The 22,936-nt window shown below is 37.7% G+C and carries 23 protein-coding genes, 1 tRNA gene and 3 pseudogenes; 6 read left to right on the top strand and 21 right to left on the bottom strand.

From position 1 onward, the window contains the following. Positions 1 to 4 precede the first annotated feature (4 nt). The gene (locus NQ782_RS03325) at positions 5 to 673 is read left to right on the top strand and encodes an O-methyltransferase (RefSeq protein ID WP_001186837.1); all 669 of its coding nucleotides are present in this window, start codon (positions 5 to 7) and stop codon (positions 671 to 673) included. Positions 674 to 789: 116 nt separating this feature from the next. On the opposite strand, the gene NQ782_RS03320 is transcribed toward NQ782_RS03325, so the two are convergent. The 11 genes and pseudogenes from NQ782_RS03320 to NQ782_RS03270 all read right to left on the bottom strand — a co-directional run bounded on the left by NQ782_RS03320 (position 790) and on the right by NQ782_RS03270 (position 11,532). Continuing rightward, complete coding sequence (locus NQ782_RS03320; RefSeq protein WP_001082436.1) at positions 790 to 1,632, bottom strand: universal stress protein; 843 nt, start codon at positions 1,630 to 1,632, stop codon at positions 790 to 792. Between the two features lie 155 nt (positions 1,633 to 1,787). Continuing rightward, a complete protein-coding gene (locus tag NQ782_RS03315) occupies positions 1,788 to 2,399 on the bottom strand; it encodes a DapH/DapD/GlmU-related protein (RefSeq protein WP_057094481.1) in 612 nt (203 codons plus the stop codon). After that, positions 2,392 to 2,991 (bottom strand): YigZ family protein, encoded by a 600-nt coding sequence (locus tag NQ782_RS03310; protein WP_057094480.1) that lies wholly within the window; start codon positions 2,989 to 2,991, stop codon positions 2,392 to 2,394. The genes NQ782_RS03315 and NQ782_RS03310 overlap by 8 nt, the downstream gene beginning before the upstream one ends. 92 nt (positions 2,992 to 3,083) lie before the next feature. Further along, complete coding sequence (locus NQ782_RS03305; protein WP_000003555.1) at positions 3,084 to 4,274, bottom strand: HlyD family type I secretion periplasmic adaptor subunit; 1,191 nt, start codon at positions 4,272 to 4,274, stop codon at positions 3,084 to 3,086. After that, positions 4,271 to 6,412 (bottom strand): type I secretion system permease/ATPase, encoded by a 2,142-nt coding sequence (locus NQ782_RS03300; protein WP_000988402.1) that lies wholly within the window; start codon positions 6,410 to 6,412, stop codon positions 4,271 to 4,273. Before NQ782_RS03300 ends, NQ782_RS03305 begins: the two co-directional genes overlap by 4 nt. Further along, positions 6,409 to 7,873: pseudogene (locus NQ782_RS03295) on the bottom strand (TolC family protein). The gene NQ782_RS03300 and the pseudogene NQ782_RS03295 overlap by 4 nt, the downstream one beginning before the upstream one ends. Before the next feature lie 274 nt (positions 7,874 to 8,147). Beyond that, the gene (gene lptB / locus NQ782_RS03290; RefSeq protein ID WP_001183458.1) at positions 8,148 to 8,894 is read right to left on the bottom strand and encodes an LPS export ABC transporter ATP-binding protein; all 747 of its coding nucleotides are present in this window, start codon (positions 8,892 to 8,894) and stop codon (positions 8,148 to 8,150) included. After that, the gene (lptA, locus tag NQ782_RS03285; RefSeq protein ID WP_000554244.1) at positions 8,894 to 9,442 is read right to left on the bottom strand and encodes a lipopolysaccharide transport periplasmic protein LptA; all 549 of its coding nucleotides are present in this window, start codon (positions 9,440 to 9,442) and stop codon (positions 8,894 to 8,896) included. Before lptA ends, lptB begins: the two co-directional genes overlap by 1 nt. Beyond that, positions 9,426 to 9,974: an LPS export ABC transporter periplasmic protein LptC gene (gene lptC, locus NQ782_RS03280; RefSeq protein ID WP_000381220.1), complete on the bottom strand. Its 549-nt coding sequence runs from the start codon at positions 9,972 to 9,974 to the stop codon at positions 9,426 to 9,428. Before lptC ends, lptA begins: the two co-directional genes overlap by 17 nt. A 37-nt stretch (positions 9,975 to 10,011) precedes the next feature. Continuing rightward, positions 10,012 to 10,551, bottom strand: a complete 540-nt coding sequence (locus NQ782_RS03275) for an HAD family hydrolase (RefSeq protein ID WP_000179337.1) — start codon at positions 10,549 to 10,551, stop codon at positions 10,012 to 10,014. A 3-nt stretch (positions 10,552 to 10,554) separates the two neighbouring features. Then, positions 10,555 to 11,532 (bottom strand): SIS domain-containing protein, encoded by a 978-nt coding sequence (locus NQ782_RS03270; protein WP_001133552.1) that lies wholly within the window; start codon positions 11,530 to 11,532, stop codon positions 10,555 to 10,557. Between the two features lie 213 nt (positions 11,533 to 11,745). Between NQ782_RS03270 and cysS the strand changes: the two genes are divergently transcribed. The 3 genes and pseudogenes from cysS to NQ782_RS03255 form a co-directional block, all read left to right on the top strand. Continuing rightward, a complete protein-coding gene (cysS, locus tag NQ782_RS03265; protein WP_001182279.1) occupies positions 11,746 to 13,167 on the top strand; it encodes a cysteine--tRNA ligase in 1,422 nt (473 codons plus the stop codon). A gap of 63 nt (positions 13,168 to 13,230) precedes the next feature. Next, a tRNA-Gly gene (locus NQ782_RS03260) sits at positions 13,231 to 13,306 on the top strand. A 179-nt stretch (positions 13,307 to 13,485) separates the two neighbouring features. Beyond that, positions 13,486 to 13,715 (top strand): annotated as a pseudogene (locus tag NQ782_RS03255) (hypothetical protein); the annotation flags it as partial. 141 nt (positions 13,716 to 13,856) lie between these two features. Here NQ782_RS03255 and NQ782_RS03250 read toward each other — a convergent pair. From NQ782_RS03250 to NQ782_RS03230, 5 genes and pseudogenes are all read right to left on the bottom strand, one after another. After that, positions 13,857 to 14,486, bottom strand: a complete 630-nt coding sequence (locus NQ782_RS03250; protein ID WP_031987988.1) for a glycine zipper — start codon at positions 14,484 to 14,486, stop codon at positions 13,857 to 13,859. Between the two features lie 383 nt (positions 14,487 to 14,869). Continuing rightward, entirely contained in the window at positions 14,870 to 15,463 is a 594-nt protein-coding gene (locus tag NQ782_RS03245) for a DUF4142 domain-containing protein (RefSeq protein ID WP_000644342.1), read from the bottom strand. Positions 15,464 to 16,000: 537 nt separating this feature from the next. Next, positions 16,001 to 16,132: pseudogene (locus NQ782_RS03240) on the bottom strand (putative peptidoglycan-binding domain-containing protein); the annotation flags it as partial. Positions 16,133 to 16,201: 69 nt separating this feature from the next. After that, entirely contained in the window at positions 16,202 to 16,531 is a 330-nt protein-coding gene (locus tag NQ782_RS03235; protein WP_001210983.1) for a hypothetical protein, read from the bottom strand. 86 nt (positions 16,532 to 16,617) lie between these two features. Beyond that, positions 16,618 to 17,064: a helix-turn-helix domain-containing protein gene (locus NQ782_RS03230; RefSeq protein WP_001133966.1), complete on the bottom strand. Its 447-nt coding sequence runs from the start codon at positions 17,062 to 17,064 to the stop codon at positions 16,618 to 16,620. Positions 17,065 to 17,175: 111 nt separating this feature from the next. Between NQ782_RS03230 and NQ782_RS03225 the strand changes: the two genes are divergently transcribed. Then, entirely contained in the window at positions 17,176 to 18,390 is a 1,215-nt protein-coding gene (locus NQ782_RS03225; RefSeq protein ID WP_000647849.1) for an MFS transporter, read from the top strand. Here NQ782_RS03225 and NQ782_RS03220 read toward each other — a convergent pair. From NQ782_RS03220 to NQ782_RS03210, 3 genes are all read right to left on the bottom strand, one after another. Beyond that, a complete protein-coding gene (locus NQ782_RS03220; RefSeq protein WP_031963108.1) occupies positions 18,385 to 19,491 on the bottom strand; it encodes a minor capsid protein in 1,107 nt (368 codons plus the stop codon). The two genes, NQ782_RS03225 and NQ782_RS03220, sit on opposite strands and share 6 nt — an antisense overlap. A gap of 97 nt (positions 19,492 to 19,588) precedes the next feature. Next, a complete protein-coding gene (locus NQ782_RS03215) occupies positions 19,589 to 19,933 on the bottom strand; it encodes a hypothetical protein (RefSeq protein ID WP_001004676.1) in 345 nt (114 codons plus the stop codon). A gap of 291 nt (positions 19,934 to 20,224) precedes the next feature. Next, positions 20,225 to 20,683, bottom strand: coding sequence for a hypothetical protein (locus NQ782_RS03210; protein WP_001127325.1), 459 nt, complete (start codon positions 20,681 to 20,683; stop codon positions 20,225 to 20,227). A gap of 485 nt (positions 20,684 to 21,168) precedes the next feature. On the opposite strand from NQ782_RS03210, the gene NQ782_RS03205 reads away from it, so the two are divergent. Beyond that, positions 21,169 to 21,288: a hypothetical protein gene (locus tag NQ782_RS03205; RefSeq protein ID WP_001982898.1), complete on the top strand. Its 120-nt coding sequence runs from the start codon at positions 21,169 to 21,171 to the stop codon at positions 21,286 to 21,288. Between the two features lie 156 nt (positions 21,289 to 21,444). On the opposite strand, the gene NQ782_RS03200 is transcribed toward NQ782_RS03205, so the two are convergent. Together NQ782_RS03200 and NQ782_RS03195 are read right to left on the bottom strand one after the other, a co-directional pair. After that, complete coding sequence (locus NQ782_RS03200; protein WP_000932376.1) at positions 21,445 to 22,260, bottom strand: pyrroline-5-carboxylate reductase; 816 nt, start codon at positions 22,258 to 22,260, stop codon at positions 21,445 to 21,447. A gap of 279 nt (positions 22,261 to 22,539) precedes the next feature. After that, positions 22,540 to 22,764 carry a hypothetical protein gene (locus NQ782_RS03195; protein ID WP_000350299.1) on the bottom strand — a complete coding sequence of 75 codons (225 nt, stop codon included), beginning with the start codon at positions 22,762 to 22,764 and terminating at the stop codon, positions 22,540 to 22,542. Positions 22,765 to 22,936: the final 172 nt, after the last annotated feature.

The raw sequence follows: 22,936 nt of genomic DNA, 5'->3' as shown, positions 1-22,936 counted from the left end.
GACTATGCAGCAGATGTGGACAGACATTGACGAATATATCGATTCACATTTAATTCCCGAAGATCCTCGACTCGACTTTGCATTAAAAAATACCGACGAACACGGCTTTTCAAATCATCTTGCAGTTGCTCCAAATCAAGGAATGTTCTTGCAAATGCTCATTCAGATGAATAAATGCAAGCGTGTTTTAGAAATTGGGACCTTTGCTGCCTACAGTACAATCTGGTTAGGACGTGCACTGCCTGAAGATGGCTATTTGCTTACCATTGAAGGTCGTGATACTCATGCAGAAATGGCTCAAAAGAATATCGATCATGCCAACCTGCCTGTAAAAGTTGAGCTTAAATTAGGCCGTGCTGCCGATGTACTTTCTGCAATTGATCCTCAGTCGATTGAGCCTTTTGATTTTATCTTTATCGATGCCGATAAACAGGGCTATCCGGAATATTTAGAACTCAGTCTCAAATTTTCAAAATCGGGCACTATTATTGTGCTAGATAATGTCATCCGTGCTGGTGATATTTTGAATCCTGAAAACAAAAAACCAAGTATTGAAGGCATTCGTGAAACCTTTAAAGCCCTAGAAAATCATCCGCAAATTTTGTCTTGCACAGCTTTACAAACGGTTGGCTCAAAAGGTCATGATGGTTTTGCAATTGCAATTGTGAAATAATGGTTAAAAAATCATCTTTTTCATTTTATTATTTATAATCAACAAATTACTTTTATTACCCCTGCTTTTCCATATAGTTATCCACAAGATTTGCGGATAACTATATGCAAATCTCATCATTTAGCCACAAGTAATGGTACAGTCGCGTTACGGAAAATCGTGGTTGCAATACTTCCCAAGAAAAACTGATGTATTTTGCTATGGCTAAATGCGCCGAGCACAATAATTTGAATACCATGTTCTTGTTGGTACTCTAGAATATTTTGCGCCACATCACCGTATCTATAAACGGTTACTACATCTAGCCCCGCTTGTTTCAAGTAATGCTCTGGTTCATTCAATATTTCAGGATGGTCACCGACATAAACTAAATGGCACTGTAAAGTCCGTAATAGGTCACTTTGCGCAATACGGCGCATCATTTTTTGACATGTCGGAGAGTATTCATAAGCGAAAATAAAACGTGTCGGAACTTTGAAGTTTTCACCAATGGTCAAAACCGTACAATTTGCACCGCGGATAAAGTTTTCAACATTGCTGCCAATCGGTTTATGTTTTTCGGCAGCTCTTTCGCCTACGCGACCTAAAATCACGATATCGTTTTCGTGTAAGAGATTAAAACTTTGCTCTAGAAAATCCCCTTTTTCCTGAATTTTTGAGCAAGTAATTCCGTGTTTTTCTTTAATTAAGTCAGAGATATGTCTGAGTAAATTATTGCTGTAATCTAAAGCGAGTTCACTTTGTTTCTGCTCTAATTCAGCTAACTCTTTAAGCAACATTGCATTGCTTTCAAAGCCGATTACACCGCTAATTTCACCAAGGTGATAACTTGCCGGGTAGTAATCTAGAATTTGTAATAATACAAGCTCTCGTCCAGTTGCTTTCGCAACCCAAGCCGCTGCATCTGCAATAGCATTAATACAAGGTGATGAGTCAATACACGCGATAACACGGTTCATTTTTGCCTCTCTTCTTCAGGTCTATTTGCCTTGGAGATTTTTCTATAACTTAGCTTTAACTTAACATAGATAAAAATCCGTATGTTAAGGTTTATGTATTAAAATCCACTTTTTTGTTTAAAGATCAAACATTTTATTACATTCTTGAGACTGCATTATTCTCTTAAACGGATAAATTTTGCTGGGTTTCCTCCCACAATATGGTACGGCTCCACATCTTTTGTCACCATACTATTCATGCCAACTACAGCATGTTTCCCAATTTTAATCCCGTCTTTAATTCCGACATGCGCACCTAACCAAACATCTTTTTCAATTTCGATACCCTGTGAGCGAACCGGCTGTTGGTAAAGTGGACGGTCGAGTTGCATGCCATGATCAAATGCATAGAGATGACAATAAGCAGCAATACGAACTTGATCATGCAGTTTTATGCCTGCTCGACCGCCATCTAAGATACAGTGGTGGTTAATTGCAACCTCATTACCAATCTCAAGCGGTCCATGCAAACTACAATCTGCCGCAATAAAACAATTATCACCAATCTTAATTTTCCGACCCGGCTCGGCAAAAATATGAGCTAACGGTGAAATAAAACAGTTCTCCCCGATCTCGACCGTTTCCATATCCATTAAATAAGCCTGATATTCTTTTTGCCATTCTTCCGCCCAAACACGGTGTTTGGGTTTCAATGTCCAATATAGCCATGGCATATAATTTAAACGGTGTTTATGTTGCTCGCGGTACTTGAGTAAAGAATCAGCCATCAGTCAATTCCTCCTCAACTTTTAATTCTTCGCGACCACGAGTTACATCTCGCAGTTTTAGAGCGAGTGGTTCAATTTGGTGAATCTGTAGTCTCGCTTCAATATCGACACCTGTTGCAGTATAACTTTCCTGATATTCAATTTGCTGCTGTGTCAGTTCATACTGAAAAATGGCCCACTCATTAAAATGACAAGAAAAATGAATCGTTTTCTTGGCAATCAGTTCAATACGTTCAGCTAACAATAACGATTGTCCGGCACAACCACCATATGCCCGAACAAGCCCACCAGTTCCCAGTTTTATACCGCCATACCAGCGGTTCACCATGACAATAATATTAGTCAGGTCATTTCCTTCAATAGTTGCCAGAATTGGACGTCCCGCTGTACCAGATGGTTCCCCATCATCATTAAAGCGAACGTTATGACCAATTTTCCATGCCCAACATTGATGTGTGGTCGAGATATCTTTATTTAATTCTAAAAACTCTTTCACTTGCTGTTCATTTTCTACTGGCGCAGCAATCGCCTGAAATCTACTTTTTTTAATTTCTTCTTCAAAAGTAACGGGTGATGCAATCGTAAAAGCCATAAATGAAATAAAGCATAATAAAAATCAAATTATAACGTGAATTTAATAGAAGCAAACCTATAAAAAAGCCCCGAATTTCGGGGCTTTTTTTCTTATCTTTCTCTTAATGCTTCTTTGGCTTTATTAAATGGTTTAAGTAAGTAATCCAGTACAGTTTTCTCACCCGTACGAATATCTACAGTTGCCACCATACCCGGTGTAATACCGAATGCTTTACCTTCTTTATTGTAAAGCTTGTCGGAGTCAGTTCGGATATAAACACGATAATAGAATTGATCCTGTTTCACTTCATCGCGAATGGTATCTGGAGAAATAACCGTAACCTTACCTTTTAAACCACCATAAATTGAGTAGTCATAGGCCGTGATCTTAACCAAAGCTTCTTGTCCCGGACGAATGAACGCAATGTCACGGGGCAAAATACGGGCTTCAATTAATAACTGTTCATCAATTGGAACGATGGTCATTAACTTACCGTTTTGTGGAATCACACCGCCATGCGTTGTCACTGTAATTTCTTTTACCACACCGCGCACAGGGGCTTTAAATACGGCACGTTGTAAACTGTCGTTACGGCCCATGACCACCTGTTGTTGAGTTTGCGTGTCAGTATTTGCTTTAGATAACTCTTCACGTGCTTTAACGTAGTATTGGTTACGTGCATCGTTCATCTTGTTTTGCAAATCATTTGCTTCACGGCGTAAGCGTAAAACCTCAACCTCACTAGCAGCACCTTTAGCAACCAAAGGCTCTGTCATGGCCAATTCTTGCTGAACCAGTTGTAAAGCCTGTCTTAATCCTGAAAGCGTTTGTTCAAGATCGGCTCTGCGTGATTCATACAAAGCAGTCTCTTCATGAACAAGCTTCGGATCTTGTGCAACTATTTCAGGGAAAACCAATGGTGTACCGTTCACTTCCGCACGTAAACGTGCTGCTGTGGCTTGAGCTGCAATTAATAAAGATCTCGACTCACCCACATTTGAAGCAAAACGGGTTGGGTCAAGCTGAGCAAGAATTTGCCCTTTTTGGACAATATCGCCTTCTTGTACATTTAGCTTAGTTAAAATACCGCCCTCTAAAGACTGGATGACCTGTTCTTTAGATGATGGGATAACCTTACCTGTACCGGTTGAAACTTCTTCAAGCTTAAAAAACCATGCCCAGATAAAGAAAATCACTAAACCAATGCCCACGATCCAGATGACTAAACTGGCACGCGGTAATGGTGGTTCACTATAAGATACATTCATTGAACGGGTAAGTTCTTGTTGTTGTTCGCTCATGAATTGCCCCCTTGGCTCACTTGTTTTTGTTGGGCTGTAGATTGATTAAGTACCTGATCTCGTGGTCCATCCATCACGATTTTGCCTTCATTGACAACAATAATACGGTCCACTAGTTCAAGAACAGCTCGGCGGTGGGTCGCCACAACCAACGTTCGGTGTGCTAACCATCCTTTGAGATGATCAATTAATTGTTTCTCTGCAACATCATCAATGGCTGCTGTCGGCTCATCAAGCAATAAAATATTCGGTTGACGAATCAATAAACGAGCCAATAATAACGCTTGTTTCTGACCACCAGAGAAACCAACGCCTCCTTCTAAAACCAAGTAATCCAAGCCTTCTTTTTTCTCTTGAACAAAAGATAAAGCACCTGTTACTACCAATGCACGAAGAATGTCTTCATCTGTTGCAAGCGGTGCACCTAAAGTCAGGTTTTCACGGATTGTTCCGTAGAATAAATGTGCATTCTGGTTGAGTAGCCCCATATCTCGGCGTACATCTGATGGGTCGATTAAAGAAAGATCGAGTCCATCTAAATGCACAGCTCCCTGAGTTGGAACCTGCATGCCAGATAAAAGCTGAAGCAATGTTGACTTACCAGCACCATTACGACCCAAAATCGCAATTTTTTCTCCGGCACGAATTTTTAAATGGCGGATCGCAAGACTTGGTCTCGGATCTTCTTCCCCATATTGGAACAAGATATTTTTTAATTCATAGTCGCCATTTAAAACAGCTTTGTGTACCAGATGTGAACGGTCGGCCTGATCAATCGGACGTTGCATAAGTTCATCTAAACTTTGCTTAGCAACTTTTGCCTGTTGTAGACGACCTAATACGCCCGTAATCTGGGCAATTGGCCCTAACATACGCGAAGATAAAATTGAACATGCGACTAACGCACCTGTGGTCATTTCACCGTCCATTACCGCAAAACAGCCCACTAACACCACAATGGCATAAGTTAAACCCTGAACCATTTGGGTCCAAGCCATTAAGGTACCCACAATTTTACGCTGCCTCATACCAATGTCGGCTGAGACTTCATTCATATGGTTCCATTGGTTTTGGAAACGTGATTCAGCACGTAAGAGCTTAATGTCTTCAATACCTTGTACCGCTTCTACCAAAATTGCGTTACGAATTGAAGATTCTCTCATGCCTTCTTGTGCCAGTTGAGCCAGCTTCTTCTGTACCAAAATACCTGGCAAGATCATAAGCGGCACAACAAGTAGCATTACCCAGAACAGTTTTCCACCAATAATGGCAAAAATTACTAAGAATAGGAAAAAGAACGGAAAATCGGCAATCGCACTAATTGTAGTTGAGGTGACCAGTTCACGAACGCCTTCGAGTTCACGAATCTGGGAAATAAAACTACCTGTAGATTTCGAGCGATCTTTATTTTTAATTCTTAAGGCATGGCCAAATACACGATCCGACACACGTAAGTCAGCACGTTTACCAATAATATCGGATAAATATACTCGTGAAACACGTAAGGTAAACTCAAAAAGAGCGGCAATCAGTACACCACCCGCCAAAACCCATAAAGTGGGAATTGACTGGGAAGGAACCACGCGGTCATACACTTGCATCGAGAAAATAATGGTTGCCAGTGCCAGCACATTGGCAATCAGCGAGGCAAACATAATATCAACGTAGCGTTTCCAATCTCTTAAAACGATTGACCAGAACCAGTTGGCTTCATAAGGTTTGATATATTCGTCAATACGTGCATCTGGTATAGATGTTTCAGGACGCAAGATATAGACATTTTTAAGTGTAGTTTTTAAAGCGTCTAAAGATAAACTTTGCGAAAGGCCCTGATCTCCACTGAACTGGATACTCACATTTCCTTGTGTATCGGCCTTATCGATTACACCGACTTGGCCATCATTAAACTCCACCATGACAGGTAAACGCCATGGATTGAGTAAGTCTAAGGAAAATGGTGCCTTACGAAGATTCAGACCGACTTGACGTGTCATTAACTGCAAGACGTTATCTAAATTCTGATTTTGGTTCCAATCAAGTTGTAAACGAATTCTTTCTTCTGAAGGCTCTATTCGATAATGTTTAGCAATAGTTAAGACCGCCTGTAGCCAAGGCTGGTAATTTATTTTTGTCATCATGGTTGTACTTCGAACCCCTGAATTGAAATATTATTTAAGCCATAGGCTTGGCGGGAACGTCCTGTTGCTTCAATGTACTGAACAATGCTGCTATAAATGTCATAACGTGCTGATTCGAGTTCTGAGTTGGCACTATGAATAGCTTGTTCAGCATTTAATAAATCGACCAATGAACGCGTACCGAGCTTGTATTGCTCTTGATAGAGTTCACGTGTACGAACCGTTGTTGCTTGGCGACTTGCCAAAACCTGCATTTGACGCTGTTTATTTTCAATCTGTTCGCGACTTGTTCTAATTTGGTCCAGAACATCCATATACACCGAATTCACTTTGGCTTTTGCAGCTTCTTCGGCATAACTTGCCATTTTTACTTGTGAAGCGGTAGCACCGCCTTGGTAAAACTGACTGGTTGCTTCAAGCATGACTGAACTATATAAACCGTCATCTTTGTCGTTATTCGGGTTTTTACCATTAATCGCCTGACTTACCGAACCTTTCACAGCCAAGGTCGGATATCGGGTTAAACGGGTTTGTTGTTTTTGAGCTTTTGCAACCTCAACACCTGCCTGCGCGGCAATCATTTTTGGAATAGTATTAAACTCAGGTTCACCATAAAGATCAGATTGCTTCACGAGATCATCGGAAATAATCCATCCGGTATGACTAACATCTGCACCTAATAAGGTTCTTAAATGCTGTTGGTATTGACGTAATAATGATTGCTGAGCAATTAAAGCAGACTGCGCTGCCTGTAAGTATGACTGCGCCTGAATTGGGTCGGCTTGACTCGCGACACCAGCGTTTGCACGCAGGTTAGCAATTTCCTGAATACGTCGAATACCGGCGATTTGCTGCTCAGCAATTTTATTAAGCTGTAGATAACGCTGAATATTCACAATGGTCTGTGCAACATCCAAAGCTAGTATCAACGCTAACCAAGACATTGGCTTGTTCAACCTGAACTTTCGCTTCTTCAACATCAACACCTGATTTGACTTTACCGAAGTCATAAAGCATTTGAGTAGCACTTAAGGTTAATAACTGCCGACCTCGTTCTCCACTGCTTAAATCACCAGTCGTAATCCCTCCTGAAAGCTGGGGATAGTAACCGGCTTTAGCAACGTCAACTCCTGAATTTTGACCTGCTAAAGTTGCAATAGATTGTGAAATATCGGGGCTACGCTGAATGGCAATTTTTACCGCATCTTGCAATGTCATCGTTCTAGATGGCAAGTTAGAAAAAGATGAAGCTCGATTATCATTAAGTTGAACAGTAGGAAATTCCTGCACAATAGAACGGTCTAGCTTAAAATTACTAAGCTTGTGCATTTTGGCAACTTTAAAGTCATCACTACTTTTAGGGACAAAAAGTTGTGACAAGTTCTCTTTCAGGGTGTGGTATTGCTCACTTGGCTTAGCAGCATATATCACGACAGGTACATGTAGTGTACTTAAAAGCATAAGCCCTTTCAGGAAAGCCTGCTTTCTACATATCCCTCTTACTCTTCTTTGGTTATATCCAATCATGCTTATCTTGTTGATCTTGTTTGTTATCGTTTAAAAGCTTCTACATTCTACATAGTTTTTCACCTAAAGCAGCATAATTGATGGAATAAATCACACATTATTTTTTCATTAAATGATTGATATATGTATTTGTTTTTATTTATAAAATACTAAAAAATAAAAAAAGAGGCCTTGACCTCTTTTTAACCAAACAGATTAATGTCTTTAATTAAACTGTGAAATCATCACCTAAATAGACTTTACGTACCTGTTCATTGTCTAAAATTTCTTGTGGTGTGCCTTCGGCAATTACCGAGCCTTCACTTACAATATAAGCACGTTCACAAATTGCTAAAGTTTCACGAACATTGTGATCGGTAATGAGGACACCAATACCGCGATCCTTTAAGGTCTGGATAATATCTTTAATATCGCCCACTGAAATTGGGTCAACACCAGCGAACGGCTCATCCAAAAGCATAAATTTCGGATCTGCGGCCAAAGCACGTGCAATTTCTGCACGACGACGTTCACCACCAGATACACTCATTCCCAATGAATCTTTAATATGACTAATTTTAAAGTCATTTAATAACTCAGTAAGGCGCTGCTGACGTTGCTGTTTATTCAAATCTTTACGCGTCTCTAAGATCGACATAATATTTTCAGCAATCGTCAATTTTCTAAAGATAGAAGCTTCTTGAGGTAAATAACCAATCCCCTTACGCGCACGTTCATGCATCGCTAGGTCTGACATATCTAGGTCATCAAGATGAATCTCACCTTTATCCATGCGCACTAGTCCAACCACCATATAGAAACTGGTGGTTTTTCCAGCGCCGTTAGGACCAAGCAAACCAACAATCTGTCCACTTTGCATACTAAAAGAGACGTCTTTGACAACCCAACGCTTACTATAGTTTTTTGCTAAGTGTTTAATACACAAAGTTTGCGGTTGTTGAAGAGCTTGCTGCATTAGTCACGCGCTCCTGGGAAACTTTTTGAACTTGAAGGTGGAATAATGATTTGTACACGGTTTGAAGAAGAACCTTGAGCTTCAACATCACCCTTATTCATACTATATTTCAGGGTGTTACCGCGAATACTAGAACCATCTTGGTATAAATATGCACCGCCAGACAAGGTAATAATGCCTGTATCTGCATTATAAACAATCGTTTGTCCTTCACCGCGTGCAATACCTTTATCAGCACTTATTTGTTGCTGAAACTTAGACGGTCTACCTTTAGCAGTGATCGTTTGAATTTCACGTTTAGAGTTTAGCGTAGCAACAATTGAGTCGGCCTGAAGCTTCATGGTGCCCTGCTCAATCACGACATTACCCGTATAAGTCGTCAAACCGGTTTTTTCATTATAAGTTGCACGGTCTGCCACTAACGAAATTTGTTGATTACGGTCAGACGGCAAAGCAAAAGTCGAAGCAGATGATAAAGCAACGAATGTAATTACCGCAGCTTGTTTTAGGAAAGCTGAAGAACGTTTTAAATTAAGACTTTGGTGCATACTTTCCTCGAATATTAAAAAATTCGTACTGACCATTATTCAAATTGGCTTTTAGTCCTTTGCTCACAAACTCGCCTTGTGGAGACTGAACTGTCACTTGATGATTAGTTTCAATGTCTCTAGTTTTTGGATAACCAGTTAATTCATCGGTTTGAAACTCAATGGTTCCTTGCGGTGCCAGCTTAGTGGCTACCACATCACCCGATAACACAACCTTTTGATTATCATCATATCCATAAGCTTGTTTAGCAAAGAATGTTGCATCAACTTTACCTAATTTATACATAGTGGCATTGAGTTGATCCAACTTTGACGTTTTTTGTTGCATATCCTGTTCAAGCTGACGAACTTCAGCACGAATATACAAATTGCCTTTGTCATCAGTTTGAGTCAAATGGACGCCCTGCGCCGAATAAGTCATATTCTTCGCCGAACCAATGTCCAGTTTTTTTGCCTTGCCACTATAGTAGTAGTAACCACCACTCACAGCAGCAACCACTACAGCAACAATATATAAAACTCTGGTATCCATGAGCAGGAATAGCCTACCTTTTTAAGTAATCTTGTTATTAATGCGGTACTGCAAGATATTTTTCAAGAAGTTCTTGGTAAATGCCTTTTGCGATCAGCAACATATCACAAACTTCACGCACAGCTCCACGACCACCCATCGCCTGTGTTACCAAATCTGCACGACGGCGCACTTCCTCATGTCCGTTTGGAACAGTAACACTCATTCCGGCAATGGCAAATGCTGAAAGATCCGGCCAATCATCACCCATATATAAGCAGTCTGAAGGTAGGATATTAAACTGTGCACACGCTTCACGTAGCGCCGAGCCTTTATCTTCACGGCCTTGGAAAACCAGATCGACACCTAAATCGGACATGCGTTTTTCAACGATATTACTTTTTCGTCCAGTAATAATGATGACTTTCATACCCGCTTGTTGCGCAAGTTTCATACCCAAACCATCACGAATGTCGAATGATTTAATTTCATCGCCCGTGTTGGTTAATGTCACAAAGCCATCACTTAAAATACCATCAACATCCAGAACCAATGCCTGCAAATGACGTGCTTGTTCTAACAATGCATACGATGCCATTGATTAATTCACCCCTGCCTGAATAAGGTCATGCATACTAATTACACCAATCACTTTGTTCTGGTCATCGACTACCACAAACTGACTGATTTTTTTCTGGTTAAGTTGTTGTAAAGCTTCTACAGCTCGTGCTTCTTGAGAGATCGTTGACGGTTTCTTTGTCATCACTTCAGACACAGGTAAATTTACATCAAACCCTTGTTGTTTATCGATGAGACGACGTAAATCCCCATCTGTAAAAATACCGAGTAGATGGTCTTGTTCATCAACAATTGTTGTCAAACCTAAACGCTTATTTGAGATCTCGTAAAGCACTTGATTCATTGGTGTATCAGGTGAAACTTTTGGTAACTCGTCGCCTGTATGCATTAAATGTTTTACATGTAACAGTAAACGCTTACCCAACGCACCCGCCGGATGCGAACGAGCAAAGTCATCAGCAGTAAAACCACGAGCTTCAAGTAAAGCAACTGCTAAAGCATCGCCTAAAACCAAAGTCGCTGTCGTACTTGAAGTAGGCGCCAAGCCTAAAGGGCATGCTTCGTCAGACTCACCTAGAGTTAAAGCAATATCTGCATTTTGCGGCATTGGGCCTTTATCATCACGACTAATCGTAATAAGAGGTACACCAAGATGCTTAATGAGTGGCATTAACATCATGATTTCATCGCTTTTTCCCGAGTTGGAAATTGCAATAAGTACATCGCCACGAACCAGCATTCCTAAATCGCCATGCCCTGCTTCGCCAGGATGCATAAAGAAAGACGGCGTACCTGTCGAAGCAAATGTCGCTGCCATTTTTCGGCCAATATGCCCAGATTTACCCATACCCGTGATCACAACACGACCTTTGCATTGTAATAATATTTCACAAGCACGATTAAAACGGTCATCAATTTGTGTTGCTAATACATCTATGGCTTGTTGCTCAATGCGCAATGTCGCTAATGCACTGCTTTGGAAATCTGTAGGATTAGGCATACGAGTTTGACTCAAAATAATTGATCTGATCTCTGGTTGAGATCGGTGATTTTAATCAAAAGATTTGGGGGCATTCTAGCATAACTCAATCAGTTACACGTTTTTAAATGTATAAGATTTCACAAGCTTATAAAATTCATGCATAAAACTTTGTTAAAAATGATGCATCAGTTATGATGTAACACTATTTTTGTTGAGTGTTTGAAAACCCTTATGCAACCGTTTGTTTTATATAACTCTGAGCAACGAAAAAAAGTTGAATTTGTACCTCGCAAAGAAGGTCACATCGATATGTACGTGTGCGGTATGACCGTTTACGACTACTGTCATATCGGACATGCTCGAGTTATGGTTGCATTTGACTACATTATCCGTTTTTTGCGTAGTCAAGGCTGGAAAGTCCGCTACATTCGCAACATTACCGATATTGACGACAAAATCATCAAACGTGCGAATGAGAATGGTGAAACAATCCAACAGCTCACCACGCGTTTCATCGATGCCATGAATGAAGATGCAGCGAACTTAGGCTGTTTAGCACCAGATGAAGCACCTAAAGCGACTGAATATATCGACCAGATGCAAAATATGATTGGCAATCTAGTCAACAAAGGCGCTGCTTACCCTGCTTCAAACGGCGATGTTTATTTTGAAGTCACCAAATTTGAAAAATATGGTCGTCTCTCTGGCCGTAAGCTTGATGACATGCAAGCTGGCGCAAGTGAGCGTGTTGATGTAGAAGTTGAAAAGAAACATCCTTTTGACTTTGTGCTTTGGAAACATGCAAAAGAAAATGAACCATCTTGGGCATCCCCTTGGGGTAATGGCCGTCCGGGTTGGCACATTGAATGTTCTGCAATGTCGACTTGCTGCCTAGGCAATCACTTTGACATTCATGGTGGCGGTTCAGATTTAATGTTCCCGCACCATGAAAATGAAATTGCGCAAAGTGAAGCTTCGACTGGTGAGCAATATGTAAACTACTGGATGCATGTTGGCTTTATTAACGTTGACGGTGAAAAGATGTCTAAATCTTTAGGCAACTTCTTTACGATTCGTGACGTAATGGAGAAATTCCATCCTGAAGTGATCCGCTACTTTATTGTGTCTTCACACTATCGTAGCCCTGTGAACTTCTCTGATGTAGCACTTAAAGAGGCAAAAACTTCTTTAACTCGTTTCTATCATTCATTTAAAGCTTATCAACAAGTGTACGGTCAAACGACAACTGAAACGCTTGATCAAAGCTTTATTGAACGCTTTAACAATGCAATGTGTGACGATTTCAATACTGCCGAAGCAATGGCTGTATTGTTTGAACTGAACAAAGAGTTAAACCGTGCTGTAAAAGAAGAGCAAGCTGACCAAGCGACTGTGCTTTATTCGACATTACGTCACCTCACCAACATTTTAGGTTTGGTACAACACAATGTAGATGATTTCTTAAAATCAGATATTGGACAAGATGCACTTGCCTTGTCTGATGCTGAAATTGAAGATTTCATTCAACAACGTGTTGATGCGAAAAAAGCAAAAGACTTTGCGAAAGCAGATAGTATTCGTCAGTCTTTACTTGAGCAAGGCGTAGTTCTTGAAGATACACGTCAAGGTACAGTTTGGCGTCGTGCTGATTAAACGTTCAATTAGATCACAAGAGTGTTGACACTTTAATGAAACACTCTATAATGTGCTCACATTGCGGGAATAGCTCAGTTGGTAGAGCATAACCTTGCCAAGGTTGGGGTCGCGAGTTCGAGTCTCGTTTCCCGCTCCAAAATTCAAAAACCACTTAATTCGAAAGAATTAGGTGGTTTTTTATTAGCTATTGGTTGGCTTTGACTACTCAAAACAATCAAAATTCGCATTAAAAAACGCTTTATATTTCCGTTGCGACACCACGAAATTTGGAGTGTTATTATGCAAAAGCCGGTTAAGCGCGGAGACGCGTGACGCATCACTGTCCGTTATTTAGGTAAACATTATACAGCTACTCGAGATACTGCGAGTGAGTGTGAACAATGGCCCGCTAAAAAATTATTAGAATTACAATCTGAACAGGCTAATCCTGAGTCTGAAAAAATCCATATCTCCTTCTATGCCCCTTTTGAACAGTACTATCAAGAAGAAGGCAGAAAATGAAGAGTGCCCGCTTAATTGTTCAAATGCTTAAATGCCTAAAGAAGAAAGAATAATGAAAATATAATTAATATTTTATGATTAAACCCATCATTAAGTTTTTATTGATATTGAAATTAAAAATTAGCTTAAAAGTATATTATCGCAAAGTCTCCCCCATTGAGGAGACTTTCTAAGTATTAAATGACTTAAGGATGAATTTTTTTCAATCCATCTTCTACAGCAAATTTAGCTTCCTCCCACTGTAGACGTGAACTGCCTTTAACTTGCTCCCATTTAGTTTTCAATTTAGATTCAACCTCGGAAAAATTAATTTCTGCATTATTATCTACACGATTTTCATAACCTAAACGATAAGCCGCCCGATAATCACGATCATATTCTAGATTCTTGTCTTCAGTATAATATGGCATTTTTTTATAGTTTTCTCGCCAATAATTATCTTCTTCTTGCCAGTCATTACTATCATCTTTTTGATTATTTGTTTGAGCTATATCACTACCTGCTATTGCCCCTACCACACCACCAATAATCCCCCCAACAACAGCACCTGGAGGGCCGCCAACAACACCAAATGCAGCACCTACCGCCGCTCCTCCCAAGGTTCCTGCACCTGTAGCAACCAAATTCTCTCCCCCTTCATTCATATTGGGTACATGATTGTTATTAATCGGTGGAGAGTTTAAATCTGGACGAGCATTATCAATTGTGGATGAAATGTCTTGTAATGGTTTGCTATTTGATACATTACCATTAGAAGATGGCTCTTTTTGAGTAGTATGACTACCAACTGAATTTGATTGTTTTGTATTTACCATTTTCTTACTCCCTATATTTTAAAATCTAGTGTCTTTCAAAAGAGCTAGAATATTAAAAGAACTTTTGAAATATGCTTGACAATTATTATTATAATTCACCTTTAGGTTAGTTATGTTTCATAAACACCCCTATTAAGTAAGGAGATGTTATTCATTAAAGAAATTATTTCTCATCAATAAAAATTCTTATTCAAATAGTCTTCACAATTATATCATCCTTTATCCCATAATCATTATATTTCGCTAGATTAAACATTACCCATAACATTTTAGTTTTACAATACCCTGCAGGAAATTATGATTTTATGTATATGCAATTTAAAAAGCCTAGTTAATTAATACTAGGCTTTTTAAATGTATCTTTAAAAGATAATAATTATATATTATTTCATATTTTTAAATATATCTTCAGCTGCTTTTAAGTGTTTCGCAACAGCATCACGTGTTTGTACGAGCATATTTTTTAATTCAGAACTTTTCGTGTTTGGTATTAACTGCTTATCAATTATCGTCAAAACTTTACGGTGAACTTTAACTTGACTCATCATATAATTTTTATCAGTATCTGATGTTATTTGATTAAGCTTACTAACAATTTTATCACTATCATTTTGCAATGATTTACTAAGATTACTGGTTTGTGAAATCAACTGTAACCGACTTGCCAACGCTTGTGCATTTTTTTCATTAGCTGAATGTTCTTTAATCATCATTTCAGCATATTTCTTAGCTTCATCCATTTTTAATTTTGGCAATGCAGTTTTTGCCTGCTTAATTTCACCATTATTAGCTGTACTTAATATCTTGAAAATTTGACTATCAGTCAAATTTTCATGGTTTTCATTTAATATTTTAGAGTGATTCTTCCCATCATTTATAGTTTGTTGATTCGCTGCCATAATCTCAAATGCACTGAAACTTAAAACACCACTAATTGCGATACAGCTAATAATTTTCTTCGTTAAAATAGCTTTCATACCAATATCCTTTAACTTAATTCATGAGTATTTCTACCTATGGGTAGCTTTTTCATACTTCCAATCTATATCCTTACTTGTAAATTCAAGTTTGGGGTTATTTATTCATTATTCAATCAACCATATTTATACCGCTCGTTGATATTCTTCGCAAAGGGTAAATAGCTTATTTAAAGTAGATGATATAAATTTAATAATAAATCATGCACCTGTATCCAATCTTATTAATGTAAATATGAAATATATATAATTTTAAAAAACATTAACTTAAAAACAATTTTTATTTTTTATTTTTACGAAAATAACAATAAAGCTCGTTATATTAACTTATAGATACTAAAGCTAAAATTAAATATATTTAAAGAAAATTTAAACCAATTTAACTTATTCGCCCATCTATAAAAAAGCGTTCTCCTAAAGACTTTAATTCACACACTGCACACAAACAGTGACATGCACTTTTGTAGATATCGTATGAGCTGTGCAACCTGAAAGTAGCATACACAGCGAAATCAAAACCTTCATAGTGAAACGCGGTTAGCGGATCCAACCATAAAAGAATTGCTCTTGGGTAGGATTTCGTTCACAGATTTCAATGTAACGTTGGCCTTGCATGATATTAAGAACTCGAACTAATACCTTCTCTTCTTCTTTACCGCGCTTAGCCAGTGTTCGTGAAGAGGTAAGTAAGAAATAAAGTTCTATCTTCCAACCTAAGCTAGCCATTTCCCCTAACACTCACATATTTTTAGCTAATTCTTTTGCCAAACATTGTTCATGCCACGTGGTTTGAAAATTTTCGACAGCTTTTGACTTAATGAGAGGGTCTTCAAATAATTTTGAAGAATATGCAGATTTAATAAGCTCTTGATAAAGTTGTTTGGCTTGTTGCTCTTCAAGATGATTGGCGATGTCATGTAACTCTTTAGCTGGTACTTCATGTTGTCTAGCATCCATCACGCCACTCGCTGCTTTTTTCACAGTTTCACAGTAATGAAGCTCCATCGCTTCGGATGCTGCATAACATTGAATTGAAATTGCGCTTATAAAGAGGAATATAAATCTCATAATCTCACCTTAATTTGACGCGCAAGGTTAGCAATTAATCTCCCAAAATTTAAGTTAAAAAAGGTTAATTTTTCTATTCTCTTATTTTATTTGACCTTTTGCACATGGGTGTCAGAAGCATTAAGCACTTTTCCATCTGCTGTGACTGGTGCCATAAATGGAATTTGCTGACCTGTATTTTTATCAATTAATAGAGAATGGCGCTCACCACTTTCAAATAAATTGTGTTCTCCCCACTGACGTAGAGCAACAATCACAGGAAATAAACTCTCCCCTTTAGTGGTCAACACATATTCCTGATAAGCCGTACCATCTGAAGCATCTTGCATTTCGAGAACACCTGCTTCCACCAACTTTTTCAGCCGGTCAGAAAGAATATTTCGTGCAACGCCTAAGCTCCGCTGGAAATCTCCAAAACGGCGCATTCCATCAAAAGCATCACGCACAATAAGCAGTGACCAGCGATCTCCGATGAGATTGACGCAGCGTGCAACAGGACAAGGTTCTTCTTTCATCAATGTTGAGTTAGGCATTGAGTTTCCTTACCAATAATCAGTAACAAGATATCTAGTTGCATTTTAAAACCAGTCAATCTAATATTCAACTAGTTGCATTTTAAAACTAGATTGAATGGATTTAGGACAATGAAAGCTTCTCTTGCATTTTCAACGTCTTCGGTAGATAACAATAAAACGCATTCGAACCTACCTCGTAGCGTAGTTTTACTATTTGCTATAGCAAGTGGTGTAAGCGTAGCAAATGTCTATTATGCACAGCCTTTGCTCGACATCTTGGCGAGTGACTTTAATGTTAGTCATGCCGCCATTGGTGGTGTGGTTACAGCCACTCAAATAGGTTGTGCACTTGCCCTCGTGTTTTTAGTGCCGTTGGGTGATCTTATAAATCGGCGTCGGTTAATGGCTATACAGTTACTGGCTTTAATATCTGCATTGCTAATGGTTGCCTTTGCCCACTCTACAATTGTTCTTTTGACAGGAATGCTTGCGGTGGGTCTACTCGGCACAGCTATGACACAAGGACTTATTGCCTATGCTGCAAGTGCTGCGGCCCCACATGAGCAAGGGCATGCGGTCGGTACTGCACAGAGCGGTGTGTTCATTGGGTTACTACTTGCCCGTGTATTTTCAGGAGGAATAAGTGATATAGCGGGTTGGCGCGGCGTGTACTTTTGCGCAGCTATCATTATGCTCATGATTGCCTTACCACTTTGGAGACGACTCCCTCATTTAAATGTTCAGCCTGTTACCATGCGCTACTCGCAGCTTCTAACTTCTATGTTAAAGCTACTGCGCCAAGAAAAAGTCCTACAAGTACGCGGTGTATTAGCCTTATTCATGTTCGCGGCATTTAATATTTTCTGGAGCGCATTGGTACTACCGTTAAGTGCACCACCCTATAACTTTTCGCATACTGTAATTGGGTCTTTTGGACTGTTCGGTGTAATCGGTGCTCTAGCCGCCACTCGTGCTGGCCAATGGGCCGACCGCGGATATGCTCAGCGCACAAGCTTGGCAGCACTGTTAATATTGCTGCTCGCATGGTGGCCGCTTTCACTTATGACCTACTCACTTTGGGCGCTGGTGATTGGCATAGTATTGCTCGACTTAGGTGGACAAGCCCTGCATGTGACCAACCAAAGTATGATTTTTCGTACTCGCCCAGAAGCGCATAGCCGGCTTGTGGGTCTATACATGCTCTTTTATGCAATAGGTAGTGGACTGGGTGCAATCAGCACAACAGCGACTTATGCTTATGCAGGATGGCTCGGCGTATGTAGTCTAGGCGCATGTGTGAGTTTATTGGCGTTATTATTTTGGTGGAGAACAATGAAGCTATAACCCAAGTATTTTAAAAGTTCGTTCATCTAATTCTCTCAATTCATCCAAAGTATAGAGTCGCCCCTTTGGATCAAAAAATTTATCAAAATCAAATTGCCCTTCTTTATATAACTTATAACGTTTAGGGCCTAACCATTCTTTTTGGAAAAAATTATCGGTCAGATTAAAAAATTCTTTGAAGGAAATATTTGCATCTATTTGACCCATTAACTGAGTCCGCTCATCTTTAGGAATATCTCGTACTTTTCTTTCATCCATAACGAAAGATCGGTTCCCAATAAGCCTTCCATCCTTACTTACGGGAACCAGAATACTTCGGCAATTCGGATGCAAAGGTGGCACTCTTTTCGCCGGGTCATTCAGTTTCCAAATAGAACCGTCAATGGCTGCACAGATTTTAGAAGTCCTGCCATCTAAAACGCTCACAAACCTTACATATTCAAAATTAAAATTTTTGAAGTTATATAAATAGACCTGATTTGATATATGGCTACGTAGCGTTCTAATAATTCTTTCAATATCGATTCTGGTACTGTTGAGCAATCCATCTTCGTACTTAAGGCGTTTTGTACCTGTAATACGTTTGATGATTTGCTGAGGCGTCATCCCGGTATTCATACCATCCCGAATAGCATATTCAATGCGTTGAAGGGCATTTTCACCAATTTGAGCTAAGGATTCATCAACCAAGGCACCGCCAGCCAAAGGCACTCGTTTTATTGACCGATAAAGCTGCTCTCCCTCTAAATCTTTAATAACCTTACCAAATAGTTTGGCCATATAGTTTGACTCATATATAGCCAAAGCAATTGCCGAGTGAGTAAAAATTTCCGGTAAAACAGTGCTAATTGAATTAAACCAGTTCGAAATAACAAGTTGAATGTTTTTTAGATGCTGAGTTGTATACTCTCCACCAGCAAGAGCAAACCTCTCAGTTTCATTCAGCTCTTTCATTAAATTGCTTAACCGATCAAGCATATCCATCGTTTCACTATTAAAAAACTTATAAAGTTCATTTACCGATCGCGATGATGCTCGGTAGAGATAAGCTTGATGCTGGGTAAAAACATCAAAAAGTGATTTTTCAGTAATATTCTTCATGTAAGTTACCTCTACAAAGGTGCGCTTTATTTTTCTTTTTATATCGCTGTTCTATAAAGTTTATTAATAGTTTTGAGTAGTTAAAAAGTTTATAAAGCTAATTAAAATAGTACTTTTGTTTTACGAACTTTTTTTGCACACTAATATTTCTAATAAAATTAGTGAGCCATAAAATAAATTCATCCCTATACTCAAAACGAGGAAGTAGACTTAAGTCAACTTTTATCTCTCTTTCAGAAAGAGGCTTAGTTAAACATTCTTCAAAATCAATTTTGGTATATTTTAACTTTAAATCATTTTGTTCGGCTTCTTTTCTAATTTCTGCCATCACTCTATTGAGATTGGTTACAGGGTTATCCGTAATCTGGTACTTTTCATACATATTTTCGTATACATTTTCGGCAATATCTAAATATTTAATGAGTTCAGCATTCTCATTCATCTCTTCATCATCCTATTTTTTTGGAAATTATGTACCAGTAAATGTTTCTATACGTAATTTAAGATTATTTTTATGTGAAAAATATTTTAATAAGAATAACAATATAATCTCCAACTTATTATTTTTTATGTCATTATTAATTCTTTATAAAACATTTCCATATTTACTGACATTTTTGTTAAGTTTTATATACTATCATTTAAGCTTGTTAAATAAAAAAACCGCCCCAGAAGGCGGTAGCTGAATATTATCAGCCAGATATAGAAGTAAGGTGGACAAATACTTCTATATTTAAGAGGATATTTTATTATTTTTAATGAAATCCTCAGATTTAAAGTAGTTAATAATCATCTCAGCATTTTCTTCTTTGCTTGGTTCAGCAGCCACAGGAATTTCGGCTTGATCAATTTTAAAGCCTTTTGGAATATAGTTTGAAATTGGAGGAAGCTTCTCTTTCCCTCCAATTGTCATTCGCTCAATAAAGCCTGCAAGCCACAAAATGAATTCATCTTCATTTTTAAACTTGGGCATAAGACTTAAATCAATATGCACTGATTTTTCTTTATTAAATTGATTTAAGCATTCTTCAAAATTTATAAAATTGTACTTAAGTTTGAACTCAGTACCTTTAATTGCTTTACGAATCAAGCTAATTAAACAATTTAAATTTTGAATGGTATCTTCAGTAAATAAATTATCTTTTTTAATTTCCTTGTATACTTTCTCCGCTATAGCTAAATACTTTGGCATTTCTTCCTCCTCAATATTATTATAAATAATTGAAAATAAAAAAATTCATCTTCTAATTATGAAGTCTTAATTGTAATTGAGTGCAAATAAATTTAAAACAATGTAAGAACTACCTATATTATGTAAAATTGCACCATAACGGAACACAAATAGTCAAACTAATGTTAAATGTTTCACAATTTTATTTAATACTTTTAACTAATTAGAAATATTTTCTTTCAATTGTAAATGATTATTTTTCACACAACATGAGTAATAAATTATCATTAAAAAACAATGTAGAAATAATTTTTATAAGTACCTTTCATGCTTCTAGATTCACCATACTTTAGTCTTTTTTCAGTCATAAATTTGAAGAAAAACTTAATTAAAGATGAGGTTATAACACCTACCCATCTGTTATATTTTTTTGAAAAAATTCTGTATCTATGATTACACCTTGCCTTTCTTCATGATAGTAAGTATCTAGACACGAGGTAGCTAACATGAGTTTTTTAAGAAAGAAAAATAAAGCTAGTTTTGTACTATTTATTATTACCCTCTATTCAATGCTAGGGTTTGGCTTAGGTTTTATTATTTGGGAGTATTTCCTACAAATTCCATAACTTGAGCTAATAATTAATTTTTAAAGTAGCCGTTTTGATGGTTCTTTGAAAGATAATGTTTGCTTTACCTTTATACGGCTAAACCAGGGTGGTTAAAAAAATACCTTCCAAATATAAGGTGTTAATATTTGGAAGGTACTTTGTAATCAGCTAAAGCTAGTGTCTCGTAATTTCTGCATTAATTTCTAAGCTTATTTCTTTACTACGATGGTAAGCTGCTTTTAAAGCCAGCCGAATATCATCAGAGAGGTTGCCTAATTCAAACATTCGTAATGCAGACTCTGTAATGCCATTCGCTAATGTGACCTTGCCACATAACTCACTAGGCTGAACATTACTTTTACGAACCATTTCTACAGCGCCTGATGCAGCTTGAAGTATTAGATCTAAAGCAAATTGCTTATCTAACCCCATAGACACCCCTGTTTTCACCATACTGTCCAGAATATAGAAGAAGTAAGCTGGCCCTGAACCCGATAAAGCAATAATCGCGTCACTTTGGGATTCTGAATTTGCCCAATAGGTTCGCCCTGTGGCTGAGTAAATTGTTTCTATCACTTCTTTATCTAAAGGCTCTAAATAGTCTGAACCAATTAACACATGGGTACCTGTATAAGTTAATACAGGGGGATTAGAAATGACTCTGATAATTTTTTTTGAACCCGTAATGCTCGTTAATTGTTGAATATTAACTCCGGCCATCATCGACACAATAGTTTTATCAGCTAACCATTTTTTTAAGGGCGCCAGTATAGCCTTTAAGTCTTTTGGGTCTAGTAATAGAACAACTATATCTGCCTTTTTCACCTCATGTTGCTTTTGCTTTAGAATGATTTGATTCTCAAATTTGACTTCCTCTATTAGATTAATTTTTTCTCTTTGAAAGCCTTTTAAAACTAAACCTCCAATTAAAGCTAAAGACAAATTACTGCTACCAATGAAGCAAATATTAGGCTGTACTATATTCAACATTTAGAATTATTTCCTTCCTTTAGATATACTACAAAAAGAAATATTATTTATGACGTAAGTCATGCACCGTTAAGACAAGAAAAATTTAATAAATTTTCATGAATGTTAAGTTTAATTTTACAACGATTTTAAATTCTGAGCTAAGATTACTCTTTACTTATGACTTTATGAATAACAAATTAATCTAAATTGTTAAAAATATGTAATTAAAAATAATTTTTAGCTTATCTCATTAAAGAAATAGGCTTACCAGACTTAAAGTATTTAATTAAAATTTACTTAATAAAAACTTTGTTCTTTTTTAAAGAAACTTTCAGCTATTCTGGAGGCTTCTTGAAAATTGATTTCATTACACACCCAAAATGATAAAAGCTTTCCATCCAAATGGAAATATTGCTTGTGATACTCCGTTACATCATCTGAATGAGGATTTCCTATAGAGAAATAATTTTCATTATTCTTTCTTACTTTACCGTTTAAAATACCGCCAATACAAATATCCATTTTTATACCAGTTATAAAGTCAACTTATACAACACAATTCTAATTTCTATATTATATAAAACAAATAATCAACTTATTTAATTATCCATATAAAAAACCCACAAAGGAAGAAGTGGGTTTTTTAACTATCTTGATGATTAGAGCCGTTTAATTGAGCAAATCACTACAGATC

It is taken from the genome of Acinetobacter sp. BD54, from assembly GCF_044778325.1.
In the GTDB taxonomy this organism is placed as follows: domain Bacteria; phylum Pseudomonadota; class Gammaproteobacteria; order Pseudomonadales; family Moraxellaceae; genus Acinetobacter; species Acinetobacter baumannii.
The sequence above is the reverse complement of the archived record's forward strand: the minus strand, read 5'-3'. Positions and strand labels throughout refer to the sequence as shown.

Coding starts and splice junctions, on each gene's coding strand:
- NQ782_RS03200 (WP_000932376.1), bottom strand. CDS start 22,260: ATGTTGAATATAGTACAGCCTAATATTTGCTTCATTGGTAGCAGTAAT.
- NQ782_RS03220 (WP_031963108.1), bottom strand. CDS start 19,491: ATGAAGAATATTACTGAAAAATCACTTTTTGATGTTTTTACCCAGCAT.
- NQ782_RS03250 (WP_031987988.1), bottom strand. CDS start 14,486: ATGGTAAATACAAAACAATCAAATTCAGTTGGTAGTCATACTACTCAA.
- NQ782_RS03320 (WP_001082436.1), bottom strand. CDS start 1,632: ATGAACCGTGTTATCGCGTGTATTGACTCATCACCTTGTATTAATGCT.
- NQ782_RS03245 (WP_000644342.1), bottom strand. CDS start 15,463: ATGAAAGCTATTTTAACGAAGAAAATTATTAGCTGTATCGCAATTAGT.
- NQ782_RS03235 (WP_001210983.1), bottom strand. CDS start 16,531: ATGAGATTTATATTCCTCTTTATAAGCGCAATTTCAATTCAATGTTAT.
- lptB (WP_001183458.1), bottom strand. CDS start 8,894: ATGCAGCAAGCTCTTCAACAACCGCAAACTTTGTGTATTAAACACTTA.
- lptA (WP_000554244.1), bottom strand. CDS start 9,442: ATGCACCAAAGTCTTAATTTAAAACGTTCTTCAGCTTTCCTAAAACAA.
- NQ782_RS03210 (WP_001127325.1), bottom strand. CDS start 20,683: ATGCCAAAGTATTTAGCTATAGCGGAGAAAGTATACAAGGAAATTAAA.
- NQ782_RS03230 (WP_001133966.1), bottom strand. CDS start 17,064: ATGCCTAACTCAACATTGATGAAAGAAGAACCTTGTCCTGTTGCACGC.
- NQ782_RS03300 (WP_000988402.1), bottom strand. CDS start 6,412: ATGATGACAAAAATAAATTACCAGCCTTGGCTACAGGCGGTCTTAACT.
- NQ782_RS03205 (WP_001982898.1), top strand. CDS start 21,169: ATGAGTTTTTTAAGAAAGAAAAATAAAGCTAGTTTTGTACTATTTATT.
- NQ782_RS03195 (WP_000350299.1), bottom strand. CDS start 22,764: ATGGATATTTGTATTGGCGGTATTTTAAACGGTAAAGTAAGAAAGAAT.
- NQ782_RS03310 (WP_057094480.1), bottom strand. CDS start 2,991: ATGGCTTTTACGATTGCATCACCCGTTACTTTTGAAGAAGAAATTAAA.
- NQ782_RS03225 (WP_000647849.1), top strand. CDS start 17,176: ATGAAAGCTTCTCTTGCATTTTCAACGTCTTCGGTAGATAACAATAAA.
- NQ782_RS03325 (WP_001186837.1), top strand. CDS start 5: ATGCAGCAGATGTGGACAGACATTGACGAATATATCGATTCACATTTA.
- NQ782_RS03305 (WP_000003555.1), bottom strand. CDS start 4,274: ATGAGCGAACAACAACAAGAACTTACCCGTTCAATGAATGTATCTTAT.
- NQ782_RS03275 (WP_000179337.1), bottom strand. CDS start 10,551: ATGGCATCGTATGCATTGTTAGAACAAGCACGTCATTTGCAGGCATTG.
- NQ782_RS03215 (WP_001004676.1), bottom strand. CDS start 19,933: ATGAATGAGAATGCTGAACTCATTAAATATTTAGATATTGCCGAAAAT.
- NQ782_RS03315 (WP_057094481.1), bottom strand. CDS start 2,399: ATGGCTGATTCTTTACTCAAGTACCGCGAGCAACATAAACACCGTTTA.
- NQ782_RS03270 (WP_001133552.1), bottom strand. CDS start 11,532: ATGCCTAATCCTACAGATTTCCAAAGCAGTGCATTAGCGACATTGCGC.
- cysS (WP_001182279.1), top strand. CDS start 11,746: ATGCAACCGTTTGTTTTATATAACTCTGAGCAACGAAAAAAAGTTGAA.
- lptC (WP_000381220.1), bottom strand. CDS start 9,974: ATGGATACCAGAGTTTTATATATTGTTGCTGTAGTGGTTGCTGCTGTG.